This window comes from Ectobacillus panaciterrae DSM 19096 (assembly GCF_000430785.1).
In the GTDB taxonomy this organism is placed as follows: Bacteria; Bacillota; Bacilli; order Bacillales; family Bacillaceae_G; genus Ectobacillus; species Ectobacillus panaciterrae.
On sequence record NZ_AUMR01000011.1, the window covers coordinates 23,925 to 44,436 of the forward strand.

A 20,512-nucleotide genomic window follows, 5' to 3' on the forward strand; every position below is an offset into this window, starting at 1 on the left:
GCCCTCCTCAACTACAATTACTGAACTTGTACCACTGCTTTCCCTTCCAGTAAGTGTCCTGCAACCGTATTAGGTCGTTCTGTATTATAAGTAGTAGGGAAGATTGTAATGGCCTTGTCTGCAATAAATTCTTCAATTTGTCCGGAATCTAATAGCGCGCGCTTCTACTTTTCTCAGCTGGAGCGCTAAACCGATTTCTATTCCTTCCAGCAACAGAAGCGCATAACCTTTTAATAGAGCCGTCATAGCTTGGTGTTTATCATGAACATATTGATACGGAAGCCCATTAATAAACCGTTTCCGTACATCTTCTAATATACAGCTGCTGGTTATTTCATGATTATAATCTAAATCAATGTCTGTTAATACTTGAGCCAGTTGTTCATTCATGTGCTGCGAGTCAACCAGGGTGCTAAAGAATACAAGGATCCCATCTATATGAACCAATCGGACAGGAAGTATATTTAAATCTGAAGTATGAAAGCCACTATAAAAAATAAAACAAAAGGCATAAAAACCTCTGTCGTTCGTCCCATCACTTCGATTCCTTTATACACTATATAAGCAACGAGAAACGTGAGACAAAATACATCCACTTCGATTGGTGTATAAGGTAATATGGCACTGCTGATCAATTCCGCAAAGTCACGGATAACACGCGCTGCTATGTAAAAAAAATAAATAGTGTAAAAAACTGATATAGTCCGACCAATCCATTTTCCAAAAGCTTGATCCAACATACCGTACAAGTTTTTTCCTTTTGAAAATTCAACAATCTTACAATATACATACATTAATGCGGCTCCAAATATAGATGCCAGAAACACAGCCAGCCACGCATCCTGTTTTGCACCCACACCGATTCCAATGACAACAGCGCTTCCAAGTTCAAAATTCATAATTAAAATGAACAATTGCCAAAGAGAAATATATTCCTTTGTAATTTGTTTCATTGACCATTCGTCCTTTTTTTGCTTCGATAATCATTAATAAAGCACCAGATTAAGCTTGCAGCGACAGAAAATAACACTATGTAACGATTTCTTGAATTAGCAAGGAGATAAACGAGGGAATGTGCAAAGGTTTGAGAATTGAGAATAGAATCTAAAAAGGCCATAAACGCTGTCATTATAACAAAACAGAACATATATACAAATGTGGTAATTTCCCTCTCCTCCTATACAATGCTCTTCCCTTTTTTCTAGTATGGCGATATTGTCTAAAACAAATGCACCTCGCATATAACAGGTTGGTATCATTTATAAAGAAACAGATTACAAAACTTTTATACTTCATCATTTTCTCTGCAAGCTTTGATATAGTAAAAATAACAGCAATATATTATGAAAATAGGGGTGACACCATGAAAATTTTATCTTATATCTTAGTCGGTCTATTAGTAATTTTGTTATTAAAGTTTGTAATTGGATTAGCCGGTGCAGCTTTTAAATTTATCATCTATTTGCTGCTCGCTGGCCTTGTCGTATTTATCATTCTCTCTCTTGTAAATCGATGATAAAAAAAGGAGCATCCAAAAAACGGAAGCTCCTTTTTTTATTCAAATAATCTAGCGATTTCTTCTTTATAATTGCCTCGCAAAATGCCTTGCTCCGTAATAATCGCTGTAATGAGTTCATTCGGTGTTACATCAAAGGCTGGGTTGTACACGCCGATTCCTTCAGGGGCTGTGCGCACTCCTTGAATATGGGTAACCTCTTCTGTATTACGTTCTTCAATAATAATATCCTTTCCTGTTTCAAGCGTAGGATCAAATGTGGACAGCGGGGCTGCTACGTAAAACGGAATGTTGAAATACTTTGCCAAAATGGCAAGACCAAATGTGCCGATTTTGTTTGCAGTATCGCCGTTTGAAACAATGCGGTCCGCTCCGACGATAATCGCAGAAATCCCTTTTGTCTGAATTGTATTTGCTGCCATATTGTCTGTAATAAGAGTTACATCAACACCTGCCTGCTGCAATTCCCATGTTGTCAAACGAGCTCCTTGCAATACAGGTCGTGTTTCACTAGCATATACTTTCAAGTTCATTCCTTTTTCTTTCGCAAGATAAAATGGAGCCAATGCCGTTCCGTAGCGCGCCGTTGCGATGCTGCCCGCATTACAAATAGTCAGCACGCTGTCTCCTTCTTGAAACAGCGTTAAAGCATGCTCTCCAATCGTTCGGCAAACACGTTCATCTTCTTCTTGAATCAAAAGCGCCTCCTGTTCAACGCGTTGCTTTGCTTCTTCAACCGTGAATGTATCATCCACGCTTGCCGTTACCCGGTCAAGTGCCCAAAACAAGTTTACAGCTGTCGGACGAGAGCTTGCGAGATACGCTCTGTTCGTTTGCAAATTCTCCAGAAACTCCGTGATATCTTCTGCTTCGTAGTTTTTCGCAGCCAGCGCCAGCCCGAAAGCAGCCGTAATTCCGATTGCCGGAGCGCCGCGCACTTCTAGCGCAACAATACTCTCCCACACATCTTGAACAGTTGTTAATGTTTTATATTCCACCTCTATAGGCAGTTTCGTTTGATTTAAAAGACTGATTGAGTCACCGTTCCATGAAACAGAGCGAGGGATGGATAAAACCGTGCTCACGCCTCCACTTCCTTTCTTTGCTGCGTATTTGTAAAATATGTGCGGAAAATTTCAGCGTCCTTCGCTTGCTCATGATGCAATAATAAAGCTCGACCCAGAAGCAGCGCGTGCCGCTTTGCCTCTAGTTTTGTTTCTTCGTTTGCGATGCCGTCTAAATCAGCAACATGTGCTAAGCCGATTGTACGGCGAATGATTTCACAGCCTGCAAATGCAACAGAATCTGCGAAAATGTCTTGCAAAACGATTGGCAGCCATTGCTTCGTTTTCGTATAGGCTTCTGTTCCTTCTTCTTCCCAAAGCTTTGTGAAAGTGCTTGCGAAGACCTTCCATGTATTTTCCACGTGATAGAACAAAATATCTCTTTTGCTTTCTTCACGAGAAATTGCGTTCAGCAGCAAATTTGCAAAGAACTGGCCTAAATCAAAACCGATTGGACCAAAAGTCGCAAACTCAGGGTCAATTACTTTCGTTTCTGTTTCTGTTGCAAAAATGCTGCCTGTATGTAAATCACCGTGTATAAGCGCTTCTTTTCTTGTTAAAAATTTATATTTCACCTGTGCAGCTTTAACCTGTAGCTCTTCATCCCGCCACAGCGTCTCTACATCTTTCTTCAATTCCGGTTCAAATGCGTTCGTATCAATATCCGCGAACGGATCTGTAAATACTAAATCTTCAGTAATTTTACACAAGTCCGGGTTTACAAATTTTCCGTCCAGCACACGTTTTTCTTGTGCTTCAAGCCCAAAGTCGGATGTGTAGAATAAAGTTTTGGCGATAAATGTCCCGATATGTTGTGACAACAAAGGATAATCTTCACCATCAATAAGTCCTTTACGAGCAATAGTCAAACGTGAAAGGTCTTCCATTACGGTGACAGCCAGCTCTTCATCGTGGTAATGTACCTCTGGAACAAACTCAGGCACATATTTGGCATGAGTCCGTAGTGCATTGCTTTCGATTGTCGCACGGCGCAGCGACAGCGGCCAGCTTTCTCCTACCACCTTTGCGTAAGGAAGAGCTTGTTTTATAATAATGCCTTTTGTTTCGTCTTGAATATGAAAGACAAGATTCAAATTGCCATCACCGATTTCACGGCATGCTATGTTTGCACCTTCTTTGAAAGGGCCTATTTTCTTTGCCAGCTCTACAGCTGTTTCTTCTGTTAATGGTTTGTATGTCATGATTTTTCCCCCTAATAGTTTGGTAGCGGGGTTTTCAAATAAAAAACCCCTTTCGATGACGAAAGAGGTTTGAAGGCAGCTTCTCCCCTCTTATCTGTCAGAAAGATGTTCTTTCTGCTGGAATTAGCACCGTGCCTTACAGGCGACTCGTTGTCGCCCCATTTTACAATGGTATTACGGCCGGTTGCTGGGTTTCATCGGGCCAAGTCCCTCCACCTGCTCTAGATAAGAGATTCAGTTGTCAGAAAGTTTCGAGATTCTGAAAAAGAATATAACAAGAATAAAATCTATTTGTCAACAGTTTTTTTATTCATATAAATCGGGACGCCGATCCGCAAACACGGGAATACCCTTGCGCACTTCAGAAATTTTCTGCAAATCGATATCCGCTATTAAACTAGCGACCTCTTCTCCTGCTTGCGCCACAATTTCTCCCCATGGGTCAATCACCATGGAATGACCTGCAAAAATATTGTTCGGGTCGCTTCCGGCACGATTGCATGCTACAACGTAACATTGATTTTCAATCGCACGCGCCTGAAGCAGCATACGCCAATGCGCAAGACGCGGCAGCGGCCATTCTGCTACAACGAATAAAACCTCAGCTCCGTTTGCCGTATGTGTTCTCACCCATTCCGGGAAGCGAATGTCATAGCAAATCAGTCCAGCGCAAGAAATGCCGTCTATTGTAAAATGCCCTGTTTCATTTCCCGCTCCCAGAAACTTGTGTTCATCCATAAGCTGAAATAAATGAACCTTGCTGTATTCGCCGATACGTTTACCTTCCCGGTTAAACGTATACATCGTATTCGTAACATGGTGCCCGGCTCTTTTTGCAATAGAACCGCCCACTATATTTACACTGTACTGCTTCGCCCACTCACTTACTATATTTTGAGAGAAATGACCTTCTTCATCCGCCAAAACAGCAAGACGAGTCAAATCGTAGCCAGTTGTCCATAGCTCCGGTAATACAATTACATCAGGACTTTCCTGCATAACCTTCTCCACTGCTTTTGCAGCTGTTTCTATGTTTTTAGAAACATTTCCAAATGCGATATCCATTTGCAAGCATGCAACTTTCATTCTACCATCTCCCTTCTTCAATTTTCTCTTTACAAACTCCCCACAAGGATATATGATTGGTCACTAGCATTGCAACAATTTTTTAAAGAGGTGAGATTCATGAAACATTTCAAACCTTCACGAGCGCTAACTGAGCTTCCTGTTCAGTTTTTTGCCGGACTCGTTCAAAAAGTGAACCGAGTGATTGCAGAAGGTCATGATGTCATCAATTTAGGACAAGGAAATCCCGATCAGCCGACTCCTGATCATATCGTAAAAGCGCTGCAATTAGCGGCAGAGGAGCCGCTTCATCATAAATATCCGCCGTTTCGCGGCCAGCCTTCTCTAAAGGAAGCGATTGCTGTTTTCTATGAAAGAGAATACGGCGTAAAGCTGAATCCGGAAACTGAAGTCGCCGTTTTGTTCGGTGGAAAAGCTGGACTTGTAGAATTGCCGGTCTGCTTTACAGAACCAGGAGACACTGTCCTTGTTCCGGATCCGGGCTATCCCGATTACTGGTCCGGCGCAGCTTTGGCTAAAGCCAAAATGGAGATGATGCCGCTTTTGGCAGAAAATGAGTTTCTTCCGGACTATGAATCCATCGCTCCGGAAACAGCTGCTCGAGCAAAGCTCATGTTTTTAAATTATCCAAACAATCCTACAGGCGCGATTGCGACAAAGGAGTTTTTTGAAGAAACGGTTTCCTTCGCGAATAAGCATAATATTTTAGTATGTCATGATTTTGCATACGGCGCGATTGGTTTTAACGGTAAAAAACCGCTTAGCTTCCTGCAGACAGAAGGCGCTAAAGATGTCGGAATTGAAATTTACACATTATCAAAAACGTATAACATGGCTGGCTGGCGCATCGCTTTCGCTGTCGGAAATGCCAGTATCATAGAAGCTATTAATCTATTGCAAGACCATATGTACGTCAGCATATTCGGAGCCGTACAGGAAGCGGCGCGTCAGGCCCTTCTTCAACCGCAGACGTGCGTCGAAGAATTGGTGGATCGGTACGAATCTCGCAGAAATGCGCTTATTTCTGCCTGTCATGAAATCGGTTGGGATGTATTGGCGCCTGAAGGTTCTTTCTTTGCGTGGTTTGCTGTGCCAGAAGGCTACACTTCGCAAAGCTTCGCCGATTTACTCCTAGAAAAGGCGCATGTGGCAGTTGCACCCGGAGCAGGATTTGGAGAACACGGAGAAGGCTATGTGCGCGTAGGTCTCCTGCATACGGAGGATCGTCTTCGCGAAGCTGTGCAGCGAATTGCGAAATTACAAATTTTCAAAAAACAATTGACAACGTAATTATTTTCTGGCAAAATCCAATTATCAAAATCGTATTATAATTTCTCTTATCAAGAGCAGGCGGAGGGACGAGCCCGACGAAGCCCGGCAACCGACTTACATTAGTAAGCACGGTGCTAATTCTCGCAGCGTAAAGCTGACAGATAAGGATGACGGTATCCCAAAACCTCTCCTTGTCGAGAGGTTTTTTTATTGTATCAAGGAGGGATCACATATGTGCGGCGTTACAGCTACATATTTCATACACGACAGTTCTCACAACTTAATTAAAAAAGCTGAAGGAATCGCTCTTGGTCTCACAGTCGGATCATGGACGGATTTGCCGCTTCTTGAGCAGCAGCAGCTGAAAAAATATAAAGGCTCTATTATCAGCGTGAAGGAATTGGAATCAAGTGAATCATCCAATACATATCTAGGCAGAAAGGTGACGCGCGGTCTTGTTAAAATTCATTATCCGAGCGTGAACTTCAGCTGCGATCTTCCCGCAATCTTAACAACGGTCTTTGGCAAGCTTTCGCTGGACGGCGAAATCAAGCTTGTTGATTTAGAATTTACCGATGAAATCAAAGCCGCATTTCCAGGACCTAAGTTCGGTACAGACGGCATTCGCAGCCTTGTAAACGTATATGACCGGCCGCTGCTCATGAGCATTTTTAAAGGCGTGCTCGGACGCGATCTGAACTATTTGAAAGAGCAGTTGAGAGAGCAGGCGCTCGGCGGCGTAGATTTAGTAAAAGACGACGAAATTTTATTCGACAACCCTTTAACTCCGTTTGAAGAGCGTATTACAGCAGGGAAAGAAGTGCTTCGACACGTTTATGAAGAGCAAGGAACACGCACTTTATACGCTGTAAACTTATCCGGACGTACATTCGAGCTGAAGGAAAAAGCAAAACGAGCAGTTGAATTAGGTGCTGATGTCTTGCTGTTTAATGTATTCGCATACGGACTTGATGTCCTGCAAGCTTTAGCAGAAGACAGTGACATTAGCATACCCATTATGGCGCACCCGGCAGTAAGCGGAGCATTTACGCCTTCTGAATTTTACGGACTGTCTTCACCGCTTCTTCTCGGCAAATTTCTTCGCCTTAGCGGAGCAGATTTTTCCTTGTTCCCGTCACCGTACGGAAGTGTAGCATTAGAGCGCGAGCAAGCGCTAGGCATTGCAGCGGCGCTAGGCGATAAGACTGAGCCATTCAAACGGACGCTCCCTGTTCCATCTGCAGGCATTCACCCAGGGCTCGTTCCGCTTCTTGTGAAGGACTTTGGATTAGATTCTGTTATTAATGCCGGCGGCGGCGTGCACGGTCATCCAAACGGGGCAATCGGCGGCGGCAAGGCCTTCCGCGCCGCAATTGATGCTGCGCTGCAAAACATTCCGCTCAGTGAAGCAAATGATCCGTTTCTTCAGGAAGCGCTTCGTTTATGGGGCAATCCCTCTGAAGAGGTGAAAGCATGACCATTCAAATTTTTTGCGACTTTGACGGTACAATTACCGAGAGCGACAACATCGTCGCAATTATGAAAGAGTTCGGGCCTCCTGAGACAGAAGAAATTAAAAATAAAGTGCTGTCCCAAGAAATTTCGATTCGAGAAGGCGTAAGCCGCATGTTCGGTCTTCTCCCTTCTTCTCTTAAAGAAGAAATCGTTCGCTTTCTTACAAATAAAGCGGCTATTCGTCCCGGTTTTAAAGAATTCGTTCAATTTACAAAGCAACAAGATATAGAGTTTTATATTGTTTCAGGCGGGATGGATTTTTTCGTCTATCCCCTTCTTGACGGACTTGTGGCAGAGGATAACGTATATTGCAATGCCACTGATTTTTCTGATTTCTATATTCATGTAGATTGGATTCATCCATGCGATGAACACTGTGAAAACGCATGCGGTTTATGCAAGCCGTCCCTTCTTCGCAAGCTCGGCAGAAAGGATTGCTTAAAGATCGTGATTGGTGACTCTATCACAGATTTACAAGCCGCCAAAGCGGCTGATAAAGTATTTGCCCGCGACTTTTTAATGACAAAATGTGAAGAATTAGGAATTCCCTACACACCGTTTACTACATTTTTTGATGTGCAGGATGAATTGAAAAAACTGCTGGAGGTGAAATCATGAAGGAATTGTTTCGATGCTGGCAGCAATTGAGCGAAGTCAAGCAGGAGCTTGCGGCACGCGATTGGTTTCCGGCAACAAGCGGAAATATTTCAATTAAGGTAAGCGATGTTCCTCTTACTTTTTTAGTTACAGCAAGCGGCAGAGATAAAACAAAAACAACACCGGATGATTTTCTCCTTGTCGATCGTGAAGGAAAGCCTGTATTGGAAACGCACCTTCGCCCATCAGCAGAAACACTTCTGCATGTACATATATACAACCGTACAAATGCAGGCTGCGTCCTTCATGTGCATACTGTCGACAACAATGTTGTTTCGAGCTTGTATGCCTCGCAAAAAGAAGTGATTCTCGGCGATCAGGAGATTATTAAGGCATTGGGTATTTGGGAAGAAGGCGCAGAAATTCGCATTCCGATTATTGAAAACCACGCGCACATTCCTGCCTTAGGGGAAGCATTTCTCCCCTATGTAAAAGGGGATGCAGGCGCTATACTTATTCGCAACCATGGCATTACCGTATGGGGAAAAGACAGCTTTGATGCAAAGCGAAGATTGGAAGCCTATGAATTTTTATTCCGTTTTCATTTAAAATGGTTATCTTTGCAACACATACAAGGAGGTATTTATCATGGCGCAAATTCGCATTCATGAAGTAAACACTCGCATTGAAAACGAGGTTGAGGTGGCAGCATTTTTAGAGGAGCAAGGTGTGATTTATGAAAAATGGGATATTACAAAGCTTCCTTCGCACTTACAAGAAAACTTTGCGTTAACTGATGAAAACAAACGGGAAATTCTTGATGTATTCTCTAGCGAAATCTCTGATATTTCTGAGCGTCGCGGCTATCAAGCAAGCGATGTAATCTCTTTATCTGAATCCACGCCTAACCTGGAGCAGCTGCTGCAAAACTTCCAGCGCGAACATCATCACACGGATGATGAAGTGCGCTTTATCGTAAGCGGACATGGCATTTTTGTTATTCAAGGCAACGATGACCGCTTCTTTGATGTAGAATTGCAGCCTGGTGATTTAATTTCTGTTCCGGAAAACGTGCGTCACTACTTTACATTAATGGAAGACCGCAAAGTAGTTGCCGTTCGTATTTTCGTTACAACAGAAGGCTGGGTTCCTATTTATTAAGGTAGCATGTCCGGCAGATTATAGTTCCCTCCTGCCGGCTCTACATATATATCATCCTCCTATGGCATGCCGTACACAAATGTGTACGGCCTTTTTTATTTCGTGCTCCCATTCGTAATATGCCTGCAGCTGCTAAAAGCCCGATTGATTCAATTAAAGTCCACACGATAAGATATTACGCTAATAAGTTTCAATTTAATTTTAAACAAAAATTTACAAAAATGTGAATTTTTTTTGAATATTTTCTGAAAATTTAGTTTATAATATGATATAATAAGAACATCAAACAATACACGGTCTTCGTACATACAAATAAGGAAAAGGGGGATGGATCACATGTATTTAATCAGTGCTTTAATCATTGGCATGGTATGCGGAGCAGTCCCGGCAATTATTGGAACGTTAAAAGAAGAAATGGAGCTAGGGATGCTTGGTTTCATCGCATCGACTGTAAGCGCTATCATATATGATGTTTATTTGGCGGGGCCTGTTGCCGCTGTGTTCGCTTTCTTCGTTTTAAAACAAGTGTATGCAAAATCTGCAAAACGAGTGCTTGCGGAAGTCATTCCCTTCACGCCGCGAAGCGAATCAGAAATTTAAATGATAAAAAGGGTGTCTCAGCGTTGAGACACCCTTTTCGCAGCTATTCATGTTCTTTCAAAAATTGAAACAGCTCCTGCAAATGAAGCGCATCAGAACCATAGCTAACCGATACATAAAACTCTCCTTGATTTCATCAAAGCGTTGCAAACTCATTTTCTTTACTCCTTTATGTATCGTTTATACAGTGCTTGCGTACCGCTGTTTTCCTCGCCATACTCAGCAAGCTCTTCATACATTTCTTTTGCAAGCGCCAATCCAGGGACATCCAATTGCATGAGTTCAGCTTCCTCTAACGCAATCTTCATATCCTTAATAAAATGCTTAATATAAAAGCCAGGTTCAAAGTTTCCTTTTATCATGCGCGGCGCTAAATTGCTTAATGACCAGCTGCCCGCTGCTCCTGTGGAAATGCTCTCCAGCACCTGTTCTGGATTCAAACCTGCTTTTTTTGCATATGCAATAGCTTCGCATACGCCAATCATATTAGAAGCGATAGCAATTTGATTACACATTTTCGTATGCTGACCGCTTCCTGCCGGACCTTGCAGCAAAACGTTCGTACCAAGCAAACGGAACAAAGGGAGGCAATGCTCAAATGCATCTTCATCTCCGCCTGCCATAATGGCAAGGCGCGCTTCCTTCGCTCCAACATCTCCACCTGATACCGGTGCATCTAAAGCATGCACGTTTCGTTCTTTAGCCTCATTATAAATGCGCTTTGCGAGCGTTGGTGTAGATGTTGTGAAATCAATAAAAATTGTTCCTTCCTTCGCATGCGCAAGCATGCCTTCCTCGCCAAAATATATTTCCTCTACATCTTGCGGATAGCCGACCATGGTCATAATTACATCTGCTGTTTCAGCAATTTCTTTTGGCGTATCTATCCAAACCGCTCCTTCCTCTACCAAGTCGCTTGCTTTTGCTTTTGTACGATTATATACATATACTGTATACCCGCCTTTTAACAAATGGCGCACCATGCTTTTTCCCATCACGCCTGTTCCTATAAATCCAATTGTTGTAATCTGCTTCATCTTTTTCTTCCTCTCCTTCTATATCATGGTGTACTCATAACCAAATTACGAAACGTTTTATTAAAGTCATCATTTATGCTGTTTTGTATATTGGAAAAGGTGATAACAAATGTTTGCTTTTGCCAGTTCATGTTATTGAACGTGTTCCAGCCTGATACAACGCCGTGATTGTGATAAAAGTCCGGATATACATAAAAGCCGAATCCATACTTTCTCTCATCACTGGCCGTAAACATAAGCTTTATGCTGGACGACTGTAACAATTTCCCATTCATTAACGCCTCATCAAGCTTTTTCATATCTCCTGTAGTTGTATACATCTCTCCGCAGCCATACAGCCACTGTGCAAAAGGCTTCGCTGCAGGAACAATTCCTTTATCGTTTTTTCTATAGCCTTTCGAGAAAACAGCATCCTGATTTTCCTCCCCCATTCCGGAATCATGCATATCCGCAGGAAGAAAAATATGTTCTGTTACATATTTCGACAACGGTTCTCCTGACACCTTTTCTATGATATAGGAAAGAACCATATAGTTGCGATCTGAATACAGCCATCCCTTCCCTGGCTCAAAAGCAAGGCTTTGACTCCCAATCCATTTTACCAGCTGTTCATGATTAGATGCGTTAACTTTCCCCTTCCCCTCTTCCGGAAGTCCAGATGTATGCGTCAGCAGATGAAAGAGCGTAATATTCTTCTCTGCCAGAAACGATGAGACGTATTGATGAACATTATGATGAATGTCAAGCTTGCCCTGCTCTTGCAATTGCAGCACAGCTGCCGCAATTACCGTCTTTGTAATAGAACCAATTCTAAACTTTGTTGTTGGCTTATTTTCTATATTCTTCTCAAAATCTGCAAATCCATATCCTTTATCTAATATAGTCTTTCCATCTCGAATAACAAGAACAGAACCATTAAAGTGCTGCTCCTGCAAATATGTATCCAGGTTTTTGGAAAGCTGATCATAGTTAGGACCCGGTACTGCTTTTGCTGGTTGTACAGGTGCTGGCACAGGCTCATTCTTCGTTTCCTTTCTCTTTGAATCTGTGCCCGCCCCCAATGCCAAGAGTATAAGCAATAAACAAACCAGTTTCATTGTTTTCATATTGACCCCCTGATTGCTGCAGTATCGAACACAACACTGCTTCCCCTCTTACCATTATCTGATAAACAAAAAAAATCGCAACATAAGTTGCGAAAAAATCATTTTTTTTCCTTTCTATATAAACAAACTTGATTCTTTCCTTTTTGCTTTGCTTCTTTAAGCGCCCCTTCTGCTCGCTGCATCAGCGTCTCACGTGAAATGTTTTCCCCATATGCCGCTACCCCAAAGCTTGCAGTCAGCTTCGCGATTCCTGTAAACTTCTTTGTTTCAATAAAAAAACGCAGCTGCTCTGCTACCTTAAAAGCTTCTTTTGCAGTCGATCCCGGCAGAAGCAGAACAAACTCTTCTCCGCCCCATCTTGCAAAAACATCCTGCAAACGGATATGAGCGGACACTAATTCAGCAAGTTGCGCTAACGCTAAATCGCCTGCATCATTTCCATACGTATCATTAATATTCTTAAAATTATCAAGATCAAACAAAATAATAGAAAATACACCGTCACGCAAAAATGCCTTTTCCCATTCTTCTGCAAACAACACTTGGAACTTAAACCGATTATAAATATTTGTAAGTGTGTCTGTGACAGCCAATCGTTCATTTTCTTTATTCTCTTTTTCCATTTGAGTAATATCTGTACAAATAATAACAAAACGAGAGCCGTCTTCCGGCAGCGTAGATCCCCTCAATAAAAACACATACTCTGTTCCCTCAGCATTCTTCATTTTTATTTTCTTCGGTTCTGCCAAGCAGTCATCCAGCCAATTCCATTTATTCATTGGATAGTAGTATCCTCTTTCATCCAAGAAATGGTCAGCAAACACTAGGGTTTCTTCCTGGTAGCTCAACAAATCTTCATAGCCGAAAAAATTTAGAAATGTAACATTGCAGTCTACAATTTCATCATCTTCTATAAAGAACAGCATATCTTGCTGAAATTCCAGAATGGCGCGCACCATGCTTTTTTGCATTTGTACTTCTCGCTCTAACGTTATTTCATACAAGCTTTCATGCAACATTTTCAGTATCTTTTGCGGCGTAAACGGAGGCATTACGAAATGACGCACACCCGCAGCGAGCAAGCCAGAAAGTGCAAAGTAGTCTTGTTCCTTCCAAATCACGACAATGCGTATATCTAATTGTATTTGCTCGACAAAAGCTTGAGCAGCAGCAGCCGACACATCTAAAATGATAATATGCGGTTTAACCTTTTCATACACTCTCTTTCCATCTTCTATGTTGTTTGCAAAAAATAAACATTTGGGCCGTATTTCTTCTGTTAATTGCGTCTGACTTTGATTCACTGTTATAAACAATACGTTAACCTCAAGGTCTTGGAGTAAATTTTGAAAAATTGTGTTCTCCAACAAAAAATGTAAAATTTTCATCACACGCCCGTCCCTCACTTCATTCGTTCGGAACTTCATATTGTTTCACCTTCTTATTGTATGAGCCTCGCTTCTTGCAAGTTTGTGCCAATATCCCTTTTTTGAAAAAAGGGCGCACATTCCATACAGACAAAACATTTCGGACATACTAATAGTAAGGATGAAATCACTTGACACTTCCATGCCGCTTAGTATATTCTAAAATCCTCATACTTACTAAATGTAAGCATGAGAATTTTTTCAACAGACTTACTTTTCATAAAAGCTATTACGGAGGGACACTATGATAACTACAGCTAATAAAGACTTCTTCACTGTAATGAATGAACGTACATCCACGCGCGCTTACAACTCAGAGAAAGAAATAACGAAAGAGGAGCTGGACGAGCTATTGCTGGCCGCAGGTAAAGCGCCATCTGCATGGAACCTGCAGCATTGGAAATTTCTCGTATTTCACGGAAAAGACGTGCAGCAGCGCCTCTATCCAATCGCTTACAATCAACAGCAAATCGTAGATGCTTCTGCAGTGATTGCTGTTTTAGGCGACCTAGAAGCAGAGCAGAACCTGGAGGAAGTATTCGGTCCTCTTGTAGAACAAGGGTTTATGATGCCTGAAGCAAAAGAACGCCTCGCCATGAATGTGGCAGGTGCTTATAAAAATACGCAATATGCACGTGACGCAGCAGTATGCAACGCTTCTCTTGCTGCGATGCAATTTATGCTCGCTGCAAAAGCAAAGGGCTGGGATACTTGCCCGATTGGCGGATATAATGCCCAAGCATTCATTGAAGAATTTAAAGTGCCATCCCGCTATTTGCCGGTTATGCTAATTACTGTCGGTAAAGCAACTGTACCAGGCCATCCATCCTCTCGCATGGAGCTTGATAAAATTACAGAATGGGTAAAATAAGCATAAAAAAGGACGAGGTGTAATTTTAGGCCTCGTCCTTTTTTATGCTTAACGGCAAGTAATACGAAAGATTATTTGTAATTTTCCCGCCCACACGGCATCCAATACTGCTGGAACACAAAGCCGTATTCCTCATACGATTTATGTACATCCTCCAGCGCTTTTTCCCCTGTCTCATCATACACTTCAACTGTATCGCCTTCTCGGCCGAATGTCGGCTTTTTCACATAGGGAATTCCCTTCTTGGCAAACTCATCAGCCTCTAAATACGTAGGAAGCATATATTCCTCGATCCAAACTGGGAAATTATACGATATTTATTGAAGGATTATGTTGATATTCCGACGATTGGACTTCGTAAACGAGACAGCACAGAAATTGATGAAGACCGCCGCTGCTATGTTATTTATGTTCTCCCCGATACGTATTAATGTATTTTTTATTACAAATATGCTACAATGATTACAAAATAGAAAAAGTGGGGGAATAAGTTTGAGGATTCATGGAAGCTTTATGGCGGTGCTCAGCTATCTTGTTACCGTTTTGCTTCTTTACTTGATGGGCGACGTATTCAACATTTCTATGCTGCAATTCGCGAAAGAGGCACAGCTGCAAAAGGGAATATTTGAGCAAGTTTCACAGTCGCTGTTTCCGTTTTTATTAGCATTTCCGGTCTATTTGATTGTTCGTTATAAAACAAGACAAGTATAAGAAGGCGTCTCTTTTGACAGAGGCGCTTTTTTATATTCTGAAATTCTCCATTTGTCCAATCGCTTCCTAAAGAAACCGAATATGAATAAGTGTAAAGGGAGTGAAAAGACATGTTCTGGGCTTACAGAGAGGATTACAAACGTCATGAGCATGATTCCGATGAAAATAAGGGCCTGTTGAAGAGGCTGTCTCCAGGGGCGCGTATTACACAGCTAGTCATCCGCAACAGCTTCTTTACCTACAATACCATTACATTTGAAGGTTTTTCAGATAATATCGCCTTATTTTCAGGAGGCAGTATTCCGCGGTCAGGCATTCTGCGGGTACGGATCGCCGACATTATAGCAATTGTCATATAGGGAAAGCAGAACCGGCTCATTCAGGCGGAGAACCTAAGAACCTCTGCCCCAAAAAGCGTGGCGGGGGTTCTTAGGTGACAGCGCCTAACCGCTGAAGCTGGACATGCTCCAATTTTATACTTTTTCATATTACATACAAGTTTCTTCCACTGTTTGAATTAATTCCTTCAACATGACGACAGAAGCTTCTATAGAAAGAGAATAGTAACGCTGCGTCCCCTTTTGTTCAATGGACACGAGGCGATTATCACGCAATATTTTTAAATGATGGGAAATGGCCGGTCTCGATAAAGTAGAATTCTCAGTGATTTCATTCACGGTAAGAGCTTCATTCTCCGCTAATAATAAAATGATATCTTGTCTTGCTGAATCGCTCAATGCCTGGAACAAAGGGATACAGGCACGAAATGTTTCTATAGCTTTTTGACTCATATTTGTCCATCCTTTCGTTCGCTTAAACTCATGAACGAATCATATTAAAAACAAAGACAATTGTCAAGCTTATACAAATGAAGCATCTGATCTGTTCTTTAGTGTTTTTCTTCCATTATTCAACAGATAAAAGATACTGCCTGTTTAATAAAGGAACATATTAATGTCGTATGGAAACCATAAAGAAAAGAGCTAGCATTGCTAGCTCTTTTCTTATGACATGCTTTTCACAAGTTCTACTACTTCTTCAGCCGTAGACATGTTCAAAGCCTTTTGCGCCAATTTTTCCATTTGTGCTTTGGAAAGCTTGTGGATTTGTGTTCTCGCAGGAAGAATGGATGTTGCACTCATGCTGAACTCATCCAAGCCAAGTCCGATTAACAATGGAATTGCTAGAGGGTCCCCTGCCATTTCACCGCACATACCAGCCCATTTGCCTTCTTTATGCGCTGCGTCAATGACCATTTTTACAAGACGCAGGATTGCAGGATTGTATGGTTGATATAAGTAAGACACACGTTCGTTCATACGGTCCGCTGCCATTGTATATTGAATCAAGTCGTTCGTTCCAATGGAGAAAAAGTCCACTTCTTTTGCAAATTGATCTGCCAGAACAGCAGAAGCCGGAATCTCTACCATCATACCTACCTCAATATCCGCAGATACAGTTGTACCATTTGCAACAAGCTTTGCTTTTTCCTCCAGCAGGATTGCTTTTGCTTGACGGAATTCATCTAGCGTTGCAATCATTGGGAACATGATTTTCAGGTTTCCGTATACGCTTGCACGAAGCAATGCACGAAGCTGTGTACGGAAGATCTCTTGCTCTTCTAGGCAAAGACGAATTGCACGGTACCCTAAGAACGGGTTCATTTCTTTTGGTAAATGTAAGTATGGAAGCTCCTTATCTCCGCCAATGTCAAGCGTACGAACGACAACAGGCTTTCCTTCCATGTTTTCAAGAACTGTTTTGTATGCTTCAAACTGCTCTTCTTCAGTTGGAAGGTTATCGCGGCCCATGTACAAGAACTCTGTACGATACAAGCCTACGCCCTCACCGCCATTATCTTGAACGCCTTTTACATCTTTTGGAGTACCTATGTTTGCAACAAGCTCTACGTGAATACCATCGCTTGTAACAGTCGCTTCGTTCTTTAACTTTGCCCATTCTGTTTTTTGCGCTTCAAATTTCGCTTTCTTTTCTTCGTAAGCGTGAAGAACGTCTTCAGAAGGGTTTACAATAACCTCGCCGTCCAAGCCGTCTACGATAACAAGATCGCCATTTTGGATTTTTTCCATAACAACCTTTGTCCCTACAACAGCTGGAATTTCCATGGAACGAGCCATGATAGCAGAGTGGGATGTGCGTCCGCCAATATCAGTCGTAAAGCCTTTTGCATATGTGCGGTTCAGCTGAGCTGTATCAGATGGCGTTAAATCTTCTGCGATAATAATGACTTCTTCAGTAATTGTGCTTGGATTAGAGAAATTAACGCCTAACAAGTGAGCAAGAACACGTTTTGTTACGTCGCGAATATCTGCTGCACGCTCTTTCATATATTCGTTGTCCATGCCCTCAAACAAGTTTACAAACATCGTTGCAACCTCGTTCATCGCATATTCAGCGTTTACATGTTCATTTGTGACCTTGTCTTTAACAGGGTTTACAAGCTCAGGGTCGTTCAGAACAAGTAGATGCGCTTCAAAGATAGCCGCTTTGTCTGCACCCAGTTCCGCATACGCGTGGTCTTTAATTGCAGCCAGTTCTGTTTTTGCTATATCTAGAGCAGCTTCTAAGCGTGCAATTTCTGCACCTGCGTCTGCAATGGATTTTTTCTCGATTGTCAACTCAGGATTTTCTAAACGGTATGCCTTTGCAATAGCAATTCCGCTTGATGCGGCAATCCCTTTAATGTTTAGAGACATTATGCTCCTAATCCTTCGTTTTTCATGGTTTCTTCAATAGCTGCTAGTGCTTGAGCCGCATCATCACCGTTTGCAGTGATTTTAATTTCTGCACCTTGTTGAATACCAAGGGACATAACACCCATGATGGATTTTAAGTTTACAGTTTTCCCTACGTATTCTAAGTTAATATCAGAATTGAATTTGCTTGCTGTGTTAACAAGAAGAGTTGCCGGACGAGCGTGAATACCAGAATCGCTAGTTACTTTAAAGATCTTTTCCATAAATTATAATCTCCTTTAATCGTAAAGTTTAGTTGTATAGACAACATATCGACACTATTACATTTTATACAATAGGGGACATGGGGTCAACCATATCACCTATTATAAATTATGAACTTTTTTCGTCAAATTACTTAATTATTACTACGCCTTTTTGACCTTTTGTTACTGTTCCTTCTTTCGCAAGAACAACTTGCTGACCTTCTTGCAAATTTGTGAACACAATTGGCGTCATAATAGAAGGCGCATTGTTTTTCACAAAGTCTAAGTTAACTTTTAATAGCGGTTGGCCTTGCGTTACTTTATCGCCTTGTGCAACTAAAATGTCAAAGCCTTCGCCGTTTAGCTTTACTGTATCAATACCGAAGTGGATCAGAATTTCTTTTCCGCCTTCAGACTGAATGCCGATTGCATGCTTTGTCGGGAACACATTTACGATTTCACCGTTTACAGGAGATACAACCGTACCTTCCGTAGGCTCAATTGCAAAACCGTCACCCATCATTTTACCAGAGAACACTTGATCCGGAACTGCCGTAATCGGAAGGATATTTCCTTCGATTGGTATTGCAATTTCTTCTGCTGTATTTGTCACAGCTGCTTCTTGAGCAGGCTGCACTTCTTTGACAATTTGAGGCGTACGGCCTTTCATGATGTCATGAATTTGCGATTTCAGCGTATCGGATTTCGGTCCGAAAATGGCTTGAATGTTGTTTCCTACTTCAAGAACGCCCGCTGCGCCTAAATCTTTCAAGCGGCCTTTATTTACATCTTTTTGATCTTTAACTTGTACACGTAAACGAGTGATACAAGCGTCTAAAGAAGCAATATTTTCTTTTCCGCCAAGCGCTGCTAAGATTTCATGAGGAAGTTCGCCCGCTTCGACTGTAGCACCTTCATCATCATTGTCAGCGATAATGTCGCGGCCTGGCGTTTTAAGATCCCACTTGCGGATTGCGAAACGGAAGCCGAAGTAGTAGATTACAGCGAATACTAAGCCGACGATAATTACCCACCACCAAGCAGTGCGGTTTGGAAGTACCCCGAACAATAGGAAGTCGATTAAACCACCTGAGAATGTCATACCGATTTTAACGCCGAGAATCTGCATAACCATAAAAGAGAGACCTGCGAAAACCGCATGAATTCCGAACAGTACAGGAGCCACGAACAAGAATGAGAATTCGATCGGTTCGGTAATACCAGTTAAGAAAGATGTTAAAGCTGCTGATCCAAGAATACCTGCAGCTAATTTTTTGTTTTCTGGACGTGCTTCGTGATACATCGCCAATGCAGCGGCCGGAAGACCGAACATCATGAACGGGAATTTACCAGTCATGAACGTACCTGCTGTTAACGGCACCCCATCTTTCAGCTGAGCGAAGAAGATTTTTTGGTCACCGTGAACGATGTTTCCTGCTTTATCCACGTATTGTCCGAACTCAAACCAGAACGGAGCATAGAAAATGTGATGCAGTCCGAACGGAATTAAAGAACGCTCAATTATTCCAAACACGAGTGCAGCCAACGTTCTGTTGGCATCAATCATATTGTGGGAAAATGCGTTCAACCCATGCTGGATTGGCGGCCAAATGAAACACATAACCAAACCGAGAATCAAAGCGAATGTAGCAGTCGCAATTGGCACGAAACGCTTGCCTGCAAAGAATCCTAAGTAAGACGGCAATTCGATATTAAAGTATTTGTTATAGCAATACGCAGCCAGAACACCGACGATGATACCGCCGAACACGCCGGTCTGCAGCGTCGGAATTCCCAATACATATGCATAAGCCGGTTCTTTAAAGCCTACATTAACTGGAATCTTATCGCTGATGATTGAAATTTTGTTCGCAACGCTTAGCGCCACGCTCATCGTTTTGTTCATGATAAGGAAACCGACAATTGCAGCAAGACCTGCTACGCCTTCTCCTCCAGCTAAACCTATTGCTACCCCTACTGCAAATAGAAGTGCTAAGTTAGCAAAAATAATATCCCCAGATTGCTCCATAACCTTAGCAATCATTACAAACCATCCAATTTTTAGAGCAGGAATGCGGTCTGTTAAAGCTGGATTTTGGAGCGCGTTACCAAACGCAAGCAAAATACCTGCAGCCGGCAAAATCGCAACTGGAAGCATAAGCGCTTTACCGACTTTTTGAAGAACACCAAATAGCTTCTTGAACATTTAGACTCTTCCTCCCTTGTTATTTTATTTTTATGTTCGCTTTTGACAAACACAAAAAGGCATGAGGAAAAAAGGTAGAAAATAGCTATCAAAGGGTAGTATGTCCCTTTCAGCAGCTAGCATTCCAACCTCTTCTTCACTCATGCCTGATCGAATCAGTAACACGTGTCGAATGAGTA

General features: G+C 42.1%; 23 protein-coding genes, 2 pseudogenes and 2 riboswitches. Of the genes and pseudogenes, 10 read left to right on the plus strand and 15 right to left on the minus strand.

What is annotated here, in order from left to right:
- Positions 1-17: 17 nt before the first annotated feature.
- From H540_RS35455 to H540_RS28950, 3 genes are read right to left on the minus strand one after another with little or no spacing between them, the layout of a single operon-like run.
- Positions 18-137, minus strand: a complete 120-nt coding sequence (locus tag H540_RS35455; RefSeq protein ID WP_081415007.1) for a spore germination protein — start codon at positions 135-137, stop codon at positions 18-20.
- Complete coding sequence (locus H540_RS0103785) at positions 133-447, minus strand: spore germination protein (protein WP_162144524.1); 315 nt, start codon at positions 445-447, stop codon at positions 133-135. Before H540_RS0103785 ends, H540_RS35455 begins: the two co-directional genes overlap by 5 nt.
- Before the next feature lie 17 nt (positions 448-464).
- On the minus strand, positions 465-953 hold the full coding sequence (locus H540_RS28950) for a GerAB/ArcD/ProY family transporter (protein ID WP_051316983.1): 489 nt from the start codon (positions 951-953) through the stop codon (positions 465-467).
- Positions 954-1,363: 410 nt separating this feature from the next.
- Between H540_RS28950 and H540_RS32930 the strand changes: the two genes are divergently transcribed.
- The gene (locus tag H540_RS32930) at positions 1,364-1,516 is read left to right on the plus strand and encodes a hypothetical protein (protein ID WP_155890935.1); all 153 of its coding nucleotides are present in this window, start codon (positions 1,364-1,366) and stop codon (positions 1,514-1,516) included.
- Between the two features lie 38 nt (positions 1,517-1,554).
- Here H540_RS32930 and mtnA read toward each other — a convergent pair whose 3' ends face one another.
- The 3 genes from mtnA to H540_RS0103815 form a co-directional block, all read right to left on the minus strand.
- Positions 1,555-2,601: an S-methyl-5-thioribose-1-phosphate isomerase gene (mtnA, locus tag H540_RS0103805; RefSeq protein ID WP_028399485.1), complete on the minus strand. Its 1,047-nt coding sequence runs from the start codon at positions 2,599-2,601 to the stop codon at positions 1,555-1,557.
- Complete coding sequence (gene mtnK, locus H540_RS0103810; RefSeq protein WP_028399486.1) at positions 2,598-3,782, minus strand: S-methyl-5-thioribose kinase; 1,185 nt, start codon at positions 3,780-3,782, stop codon at positions 2,598-2,600. The genes mtnA and mtnK overlap by 4 nt, the downstream gene beginning before the upstream one ends.
- Before the next feature lie 87 nt (positions 3,783-3,869).
- A riboswitch (SAM riboswitch) is annotated at positions 3,870-4,014 on the minus strand.
- Positions 4,015-4,088: 74 nt separating this feature from the next.
- Positions 4,089-4,868, minus strand: a complete 780-nt coding sequence (locus H540_RS0103815) for a carbon-nitrogen family hydrolase (RefSeq protein ID WP_028399487.1) — start codon at positions 4,866-4,868, stop codon at positions 4,089-4,091.
- A gap of 99 nt (positions 4,869-4,967) precedes the next feature.
- On the opposite strand from H540_RS0103815, the gene H540_RS0103820 reads away from it, so the two are divergent.
- The 6 genes from H540_RS0103820 (at position 4,968) to H540_RS0103845 (ending at position 10,013) form a co-directional block, all read left to right on the plus strand.
- Positions 4,968-6,158, plus strand: coding sequence for a pyridoxal phosphate-dependent aminotransferase (locus H540_RS0103820; protein WP_028399488.1), 1,191 nt, complete (start codon positions 4,968-4,970; stop codon positions 6,156-6,158).
- A 44-nt stretch (positions 6,159-6,202) separates the two neighbouring features.
- Positions 6,203-6,308, plus strand: a riboswitch (SAM riboswitch).
- A 64-nt stretch (positions 6,309-6,372) separates the two neighbouring features.
- Positions 6,373-7,617 (plus strand): 2,3-diketo-5-methylthiopentyl-1-phosphate enolase, encoded by a 1,245-nt coding sequence (mtnW, locus tag H540_RS0103825; RefSeq protein WP_028399489.1) that lies wholly within the window; start codon positions 6,373-6,375, stop codon positions 7,615-7,617.
- A complete protein-coding gene (locus H540_RS0103830) occupies positions 7,614-8,273 on the plus strand; it encodes a 2-hydroxy-3-keto-5-methylthiopentenyl-1-phosphate phosphatase (protein WP_028399490.1) in 660 nt (219 codons plus the stop codon). The genes mtnW and H540_RS0103830 overlap by 4 nt, the downstream gene beginning before the upstream one ends.
- Positions 8,270-8,923, plus strand: coding sequence for a methylthioribulose 1-phosphate dehydratase (locus H540_RS0103835; RefSeq protein WP_028399491.1), 654 nt, complete (start codon positions 8,270-8,272; stop codon positions 8,921-8,923). The genes H540_RS0103830 and H540_RS0103835 overlap by 4 nt, the downstream gene beginning before the upstream one ends.
- Positions 8,901-9,413: a 1,2-dihydroxy-3-keto-5-methylthiopentene dioxygenase gene (locus H540_RS0103840; RefSeq protein WP_028399492.1), complete on the plus strand. Its 513-nt coding sequence runs from the start codon at positions 8,901-8,903 to the stop codon at positions 9,411-9,413. The genes H540_RS0103835 and H540_RS0103840 overlap by 23 nt, the downstream gene beginning before the upstream one ends.
- A 336-nt stretch (positions 9,414-9,749) precedes the next feature.
- A complete protein-coding gene (locus H540_RS0103845) occupies positions 9,750-10,013 on the plus strand; it encodes a hypothetical protein (protein WP_028399493.1) in 264 nt (87 codons plus the stop codon).
- 43 nt (positions 10,014-10,056) lie between these two features.
- On the opposite strand, the pseudogene H540_RS32935 reads toward H540_RS0103845, so the two are convergent.
- The 4 genes and pseudogenes from H540_RS32935 to H540_RS0103860 all read right to left on the minus strand — a co-directional run.
- Positions 10,057-10,143: pseudogene (locus H540_RS32935) on the minus strand (DUF3909 family protein); the annotation flags it as partial.
- A 31-nt stretch (positions 10,144-10,174) separates the two neighbouring features.
- A complete protein-coding gene (locus tag H540_RS0103850; RefSeq protein ID WP_028399494.1) occupies positions 10,175-11,050 on the minus strand; it encodes an NAD(P)-dependent oxidoreductase in 876 nt (291 codons plus the stop codon).
- Positions 11,051-11,073: 23 nt separating this feature from the next.
- On the minus strand, positions 11,074-12,156 hold the full coding sequence (locus H540_RS0103855; protein ID WP_028399495.1) for a serine hydrolase domain-containing protein: 1,083 nt from the start codon (positions 12,154-12,156) through the stop codon (positions 11,074-11,076).
- A gap of 98 nt (positions 12,157-12,254) precedes the next feature.
- Positions 12,255-13,544: a sensor domain-containing diguanylate cyclase gene (locus H540_RS0103860; RefSeq protein WP_028399496.1), complete on the minus strand. Its 1,290-nt coding sequence runs from the start codon at positions 13,542-13,544 to the stop codon at positions 12,255-12,257.
- Between the two features lie 283 nt (positions 13,545-13,827).
- Here H540_RS0103860 and H540_RS0103865 point away from each other — a divergent pair, with 283 nt between their 5' ends.
- Positions 13,828-14,454 (plus strand): nitroreductase family protein, encoded by a 627-nt coding sequence (locus H540_RS0103865; RefSeq protein WP_028399497.1) that lies wholly within the window; start codon positions 13,828-13,830, stop codon positions 14,452-14,454.
- A gap of 25 nt (positions 14,455-14,479) precedes the next feature.
- Here the strand turns inward: H540_RS0103865 and H540_RS0103870 are convergent.
- Positions 14,480-14,747, minus strand: a pseudogene (locus H540_RS0103870) (glutathionylspermidine synthase family protein); the annotation flags it as partial.
- A gap of 199 nt (positions 14,748-14,946) precedes the next feature.
- On the opposite strand from H540_RS0103870, the gene H540_RS0103875 reads away from it, so the two are divergent.
- Both H540_RS0103875 and H540_RS0103880 read left to right on the plus strand, forming a co-directional pair.
- Positions 14,947-15,165: a hypothetical protein gene (locus tag H540_RS0103875; RefSeq protein WP_155890936.1), complete on the plus strand. Its 219-nt coding sequence runs from the start codon at positions 14,947-14,949 to the stop codon at positions 15,163-15,165.
- A 110-nt stretch (positions 15,166-15,275) separates the two neighbouring features.
- Positions 15,276-15,524, plus strand: coding sequence for a hypothetical protein (locus tag H540_RS0103880; protein WP_028399500.1), 249 nt, complete (start codon positions 15,276-15,278; stop codon positions 15,522-15,524).
- 129 nt (positions 15,525-15,653) lie between these two features.
- Here the strand turns inward: H540_RS0103880 and H540_RS0103885 are convergent, their stop codons facing one another.
- The 4 genes from H540_RS0103885 to ptsG form a co-directional block, all read right to left on the minus strand.
- Positions 15,654-15,956 carry an ArsR/SmtB family transcription factor gene (locus H540_RS0103885; RefSeq protein ID WP_028399501.1) on the minus strand — a complete coding sequence of 101 codons (303 nt, stop codon included), beginning with the start codon at positions 15,954-15,956 and terminating at the stop codon, positions 15,654-15,656.
- 213 nt (positions 15,957-16,169) lie between these two features.
- Complete coding sequence (gene ptsP, locus H540_RS0103890) at positions 16,170-17,882, minus strand: phosphoenolpyruvate--protein phosphotransferase (protein ID WP_028399502.1); 1,713 nt, start codon at positions 17,880-17,882, stop codon at positions 16,170-16,172.
- Complete coding sequence (ptsH, locus tag H540_RS0103895) at positions 17,882-18,145, minus strand: phosphocarrier protein HPr (protein ID WP_028399503.1); 264 nt, start codon at positions 18,143-18,145, stop codon at positions 17,882-17,884. The genes ptsP and ptsH overlap by 1 nt, the downstream gene beginning before the upstream one ends.
- Positions 18,146-18,275: 130 nt before the next feature.
- Positions 18,276-20,333 carry a glucose-specific PTS transporter subunit IIBC gene (gene ptsG / locus H540_RS0103900; RefSeq protein WP_028399504.1) on the minus strand — a complete coding sequence of 686 codons (2,058 nt, stop codon included), beginning with the start codon at positions 20,331-20,333 and terminating at the stop codon, positions 18,276-18,278.
- Between the last annotated feature and the right edge of the window lie 179 nt (positions 20,334-20,512).

Excerpts from the sequence above, each read along its gene's own strand:
- ptsH (WP_028399503.1), bottom strand. The coding sequence starts at position 18,145 with ATGGAAAAGATCTTTAAAGTAACTAGCGATTCTGGTATTCACGCTCGT.
- H540_RS0103815 (WP_028399487.1), bottom strand. The coding sequence starts at position 4,868 with ATGAAAGTTGCATGCTTGCAAATGGATATCGCATTTGGAAATGTTTCT.
- mtnW (WP_028399489.1), top strand. The coding sequence starts at position 6,373 with ATGTGCGGCGTTACAGCTACATATTTCATACACGACAGTTCTCACAAC.
- H540_RS32930 (WP_155890935.1), top strand. The coding sequence starts at position 1,364 with ATGAAAATTTTATCTTATATCTTAGTCGGTCTATTAGTAATTTTGTTA.
- H540_RS0103820 (WP_028399488.1), top strand. The coding sequence starts at position 4,968 with ATGAAACATTTCAAACCTTCACGAGCGCTAACTGAGCTTCCTGTTCAG.
- H540_RS0103860 (WP_028399496.1), bottom strand. The coding sequence starts at position 13,544 with ATGAAAATTTTACATTTTTTGTTGGAGAACACAATTTTTCAAAATTTA.
- H540_RS0103835 (WP_028399491.1), top strand. The coding sequence starts at position 8,270 with ATGAAGGAATTGTTTCGATGCTGGCAGCAATTGAGCGAAGTCAAGCAG.
- H540_RS0103865 (WP_028399497.1), top strand. The coding sequence starts at position 13,828 with ATGATAACTACAGCTAATAAAGACTTCTTCACTGTAATGAATGAACGT.
- ptsG (WP_028399504.1), bottom strand. The coding sequence starts at position 20,333 with ATGTTCAAGAAGCTATTTGGTGTTCTTCAAAAAGTCGGTAAAGCGCTT.
- H540_RS0103830 (WP_028399490.1), top strand. The coding sequence starts at position 7,614 with ATGACCATTCAAATTTTTTGCGACTTTGACGGTACAATTACCGAGAGC.
- H540_RS0103840 (WP_028399492.1), top strand. The coding sequence starts at position 8,901 with ATGGCGCAAATTCGCATTCATGAAGTAAACACTCGCATTGAAAACGAG.
- H540_RS0103855 (WP_028399495.1), bottom strand. The coding sequence starts at position 12,156 with ATGAAAACAATGAAACTGGTTTGTTTATTGCTTATACTCTTGGCATTG.
- H540_RS0103880 (WP_028399500.1), top strand. The coding sequence starts at position 15,276 with ATGTTCTGGGCTTACAGAGAGGATTACAAACGTCATGAGCATGATTCC.
- H540_RS0103850 (WP_028399494.1), bottom strand. The coding sequence starts at position 11,050 with ATGAAGCAGATTACAACAATTGGATTTATAGGAACAGGCGTGATGGGA.
- H540_RS28950 (WP_051316983.1), bottom strand. The coding sequence starts at position 953 with ATGAAACAAATTACAAAGGAATATATTTCTCTTTGGCAATTGTTCATT.
- H540_RS0103845 (WP_028399493.1), top strand. The coding sequence starts at position 9,750 with ATGTATTTAATCAGTGCTTTAATCATTGGCATGGTATGCGGAGCAGTC.
- mtnK (WP_028399486.1), bottom strand. The coding sequence starts at position 3,782 with ATGACATACAAACCATTAACAGAAGAAACAGCTGTAGAGCTGGCAAAG.
- ptsP (WP_028399502.1), bottom strand. The coding sequence starts at position 17,882 with ATGTCTCTAAACATTAAAGGGATTGCCGCATCAAGCGGAATTGCTATT.
- H540_RS0103885 (WP_028399501.1), bottom strand. The coding sequence starts at position 15,956 with ATGAGTCAAAAAGCTATAGAAACATTTCGTGCCTGTATCCCTTTGTTC.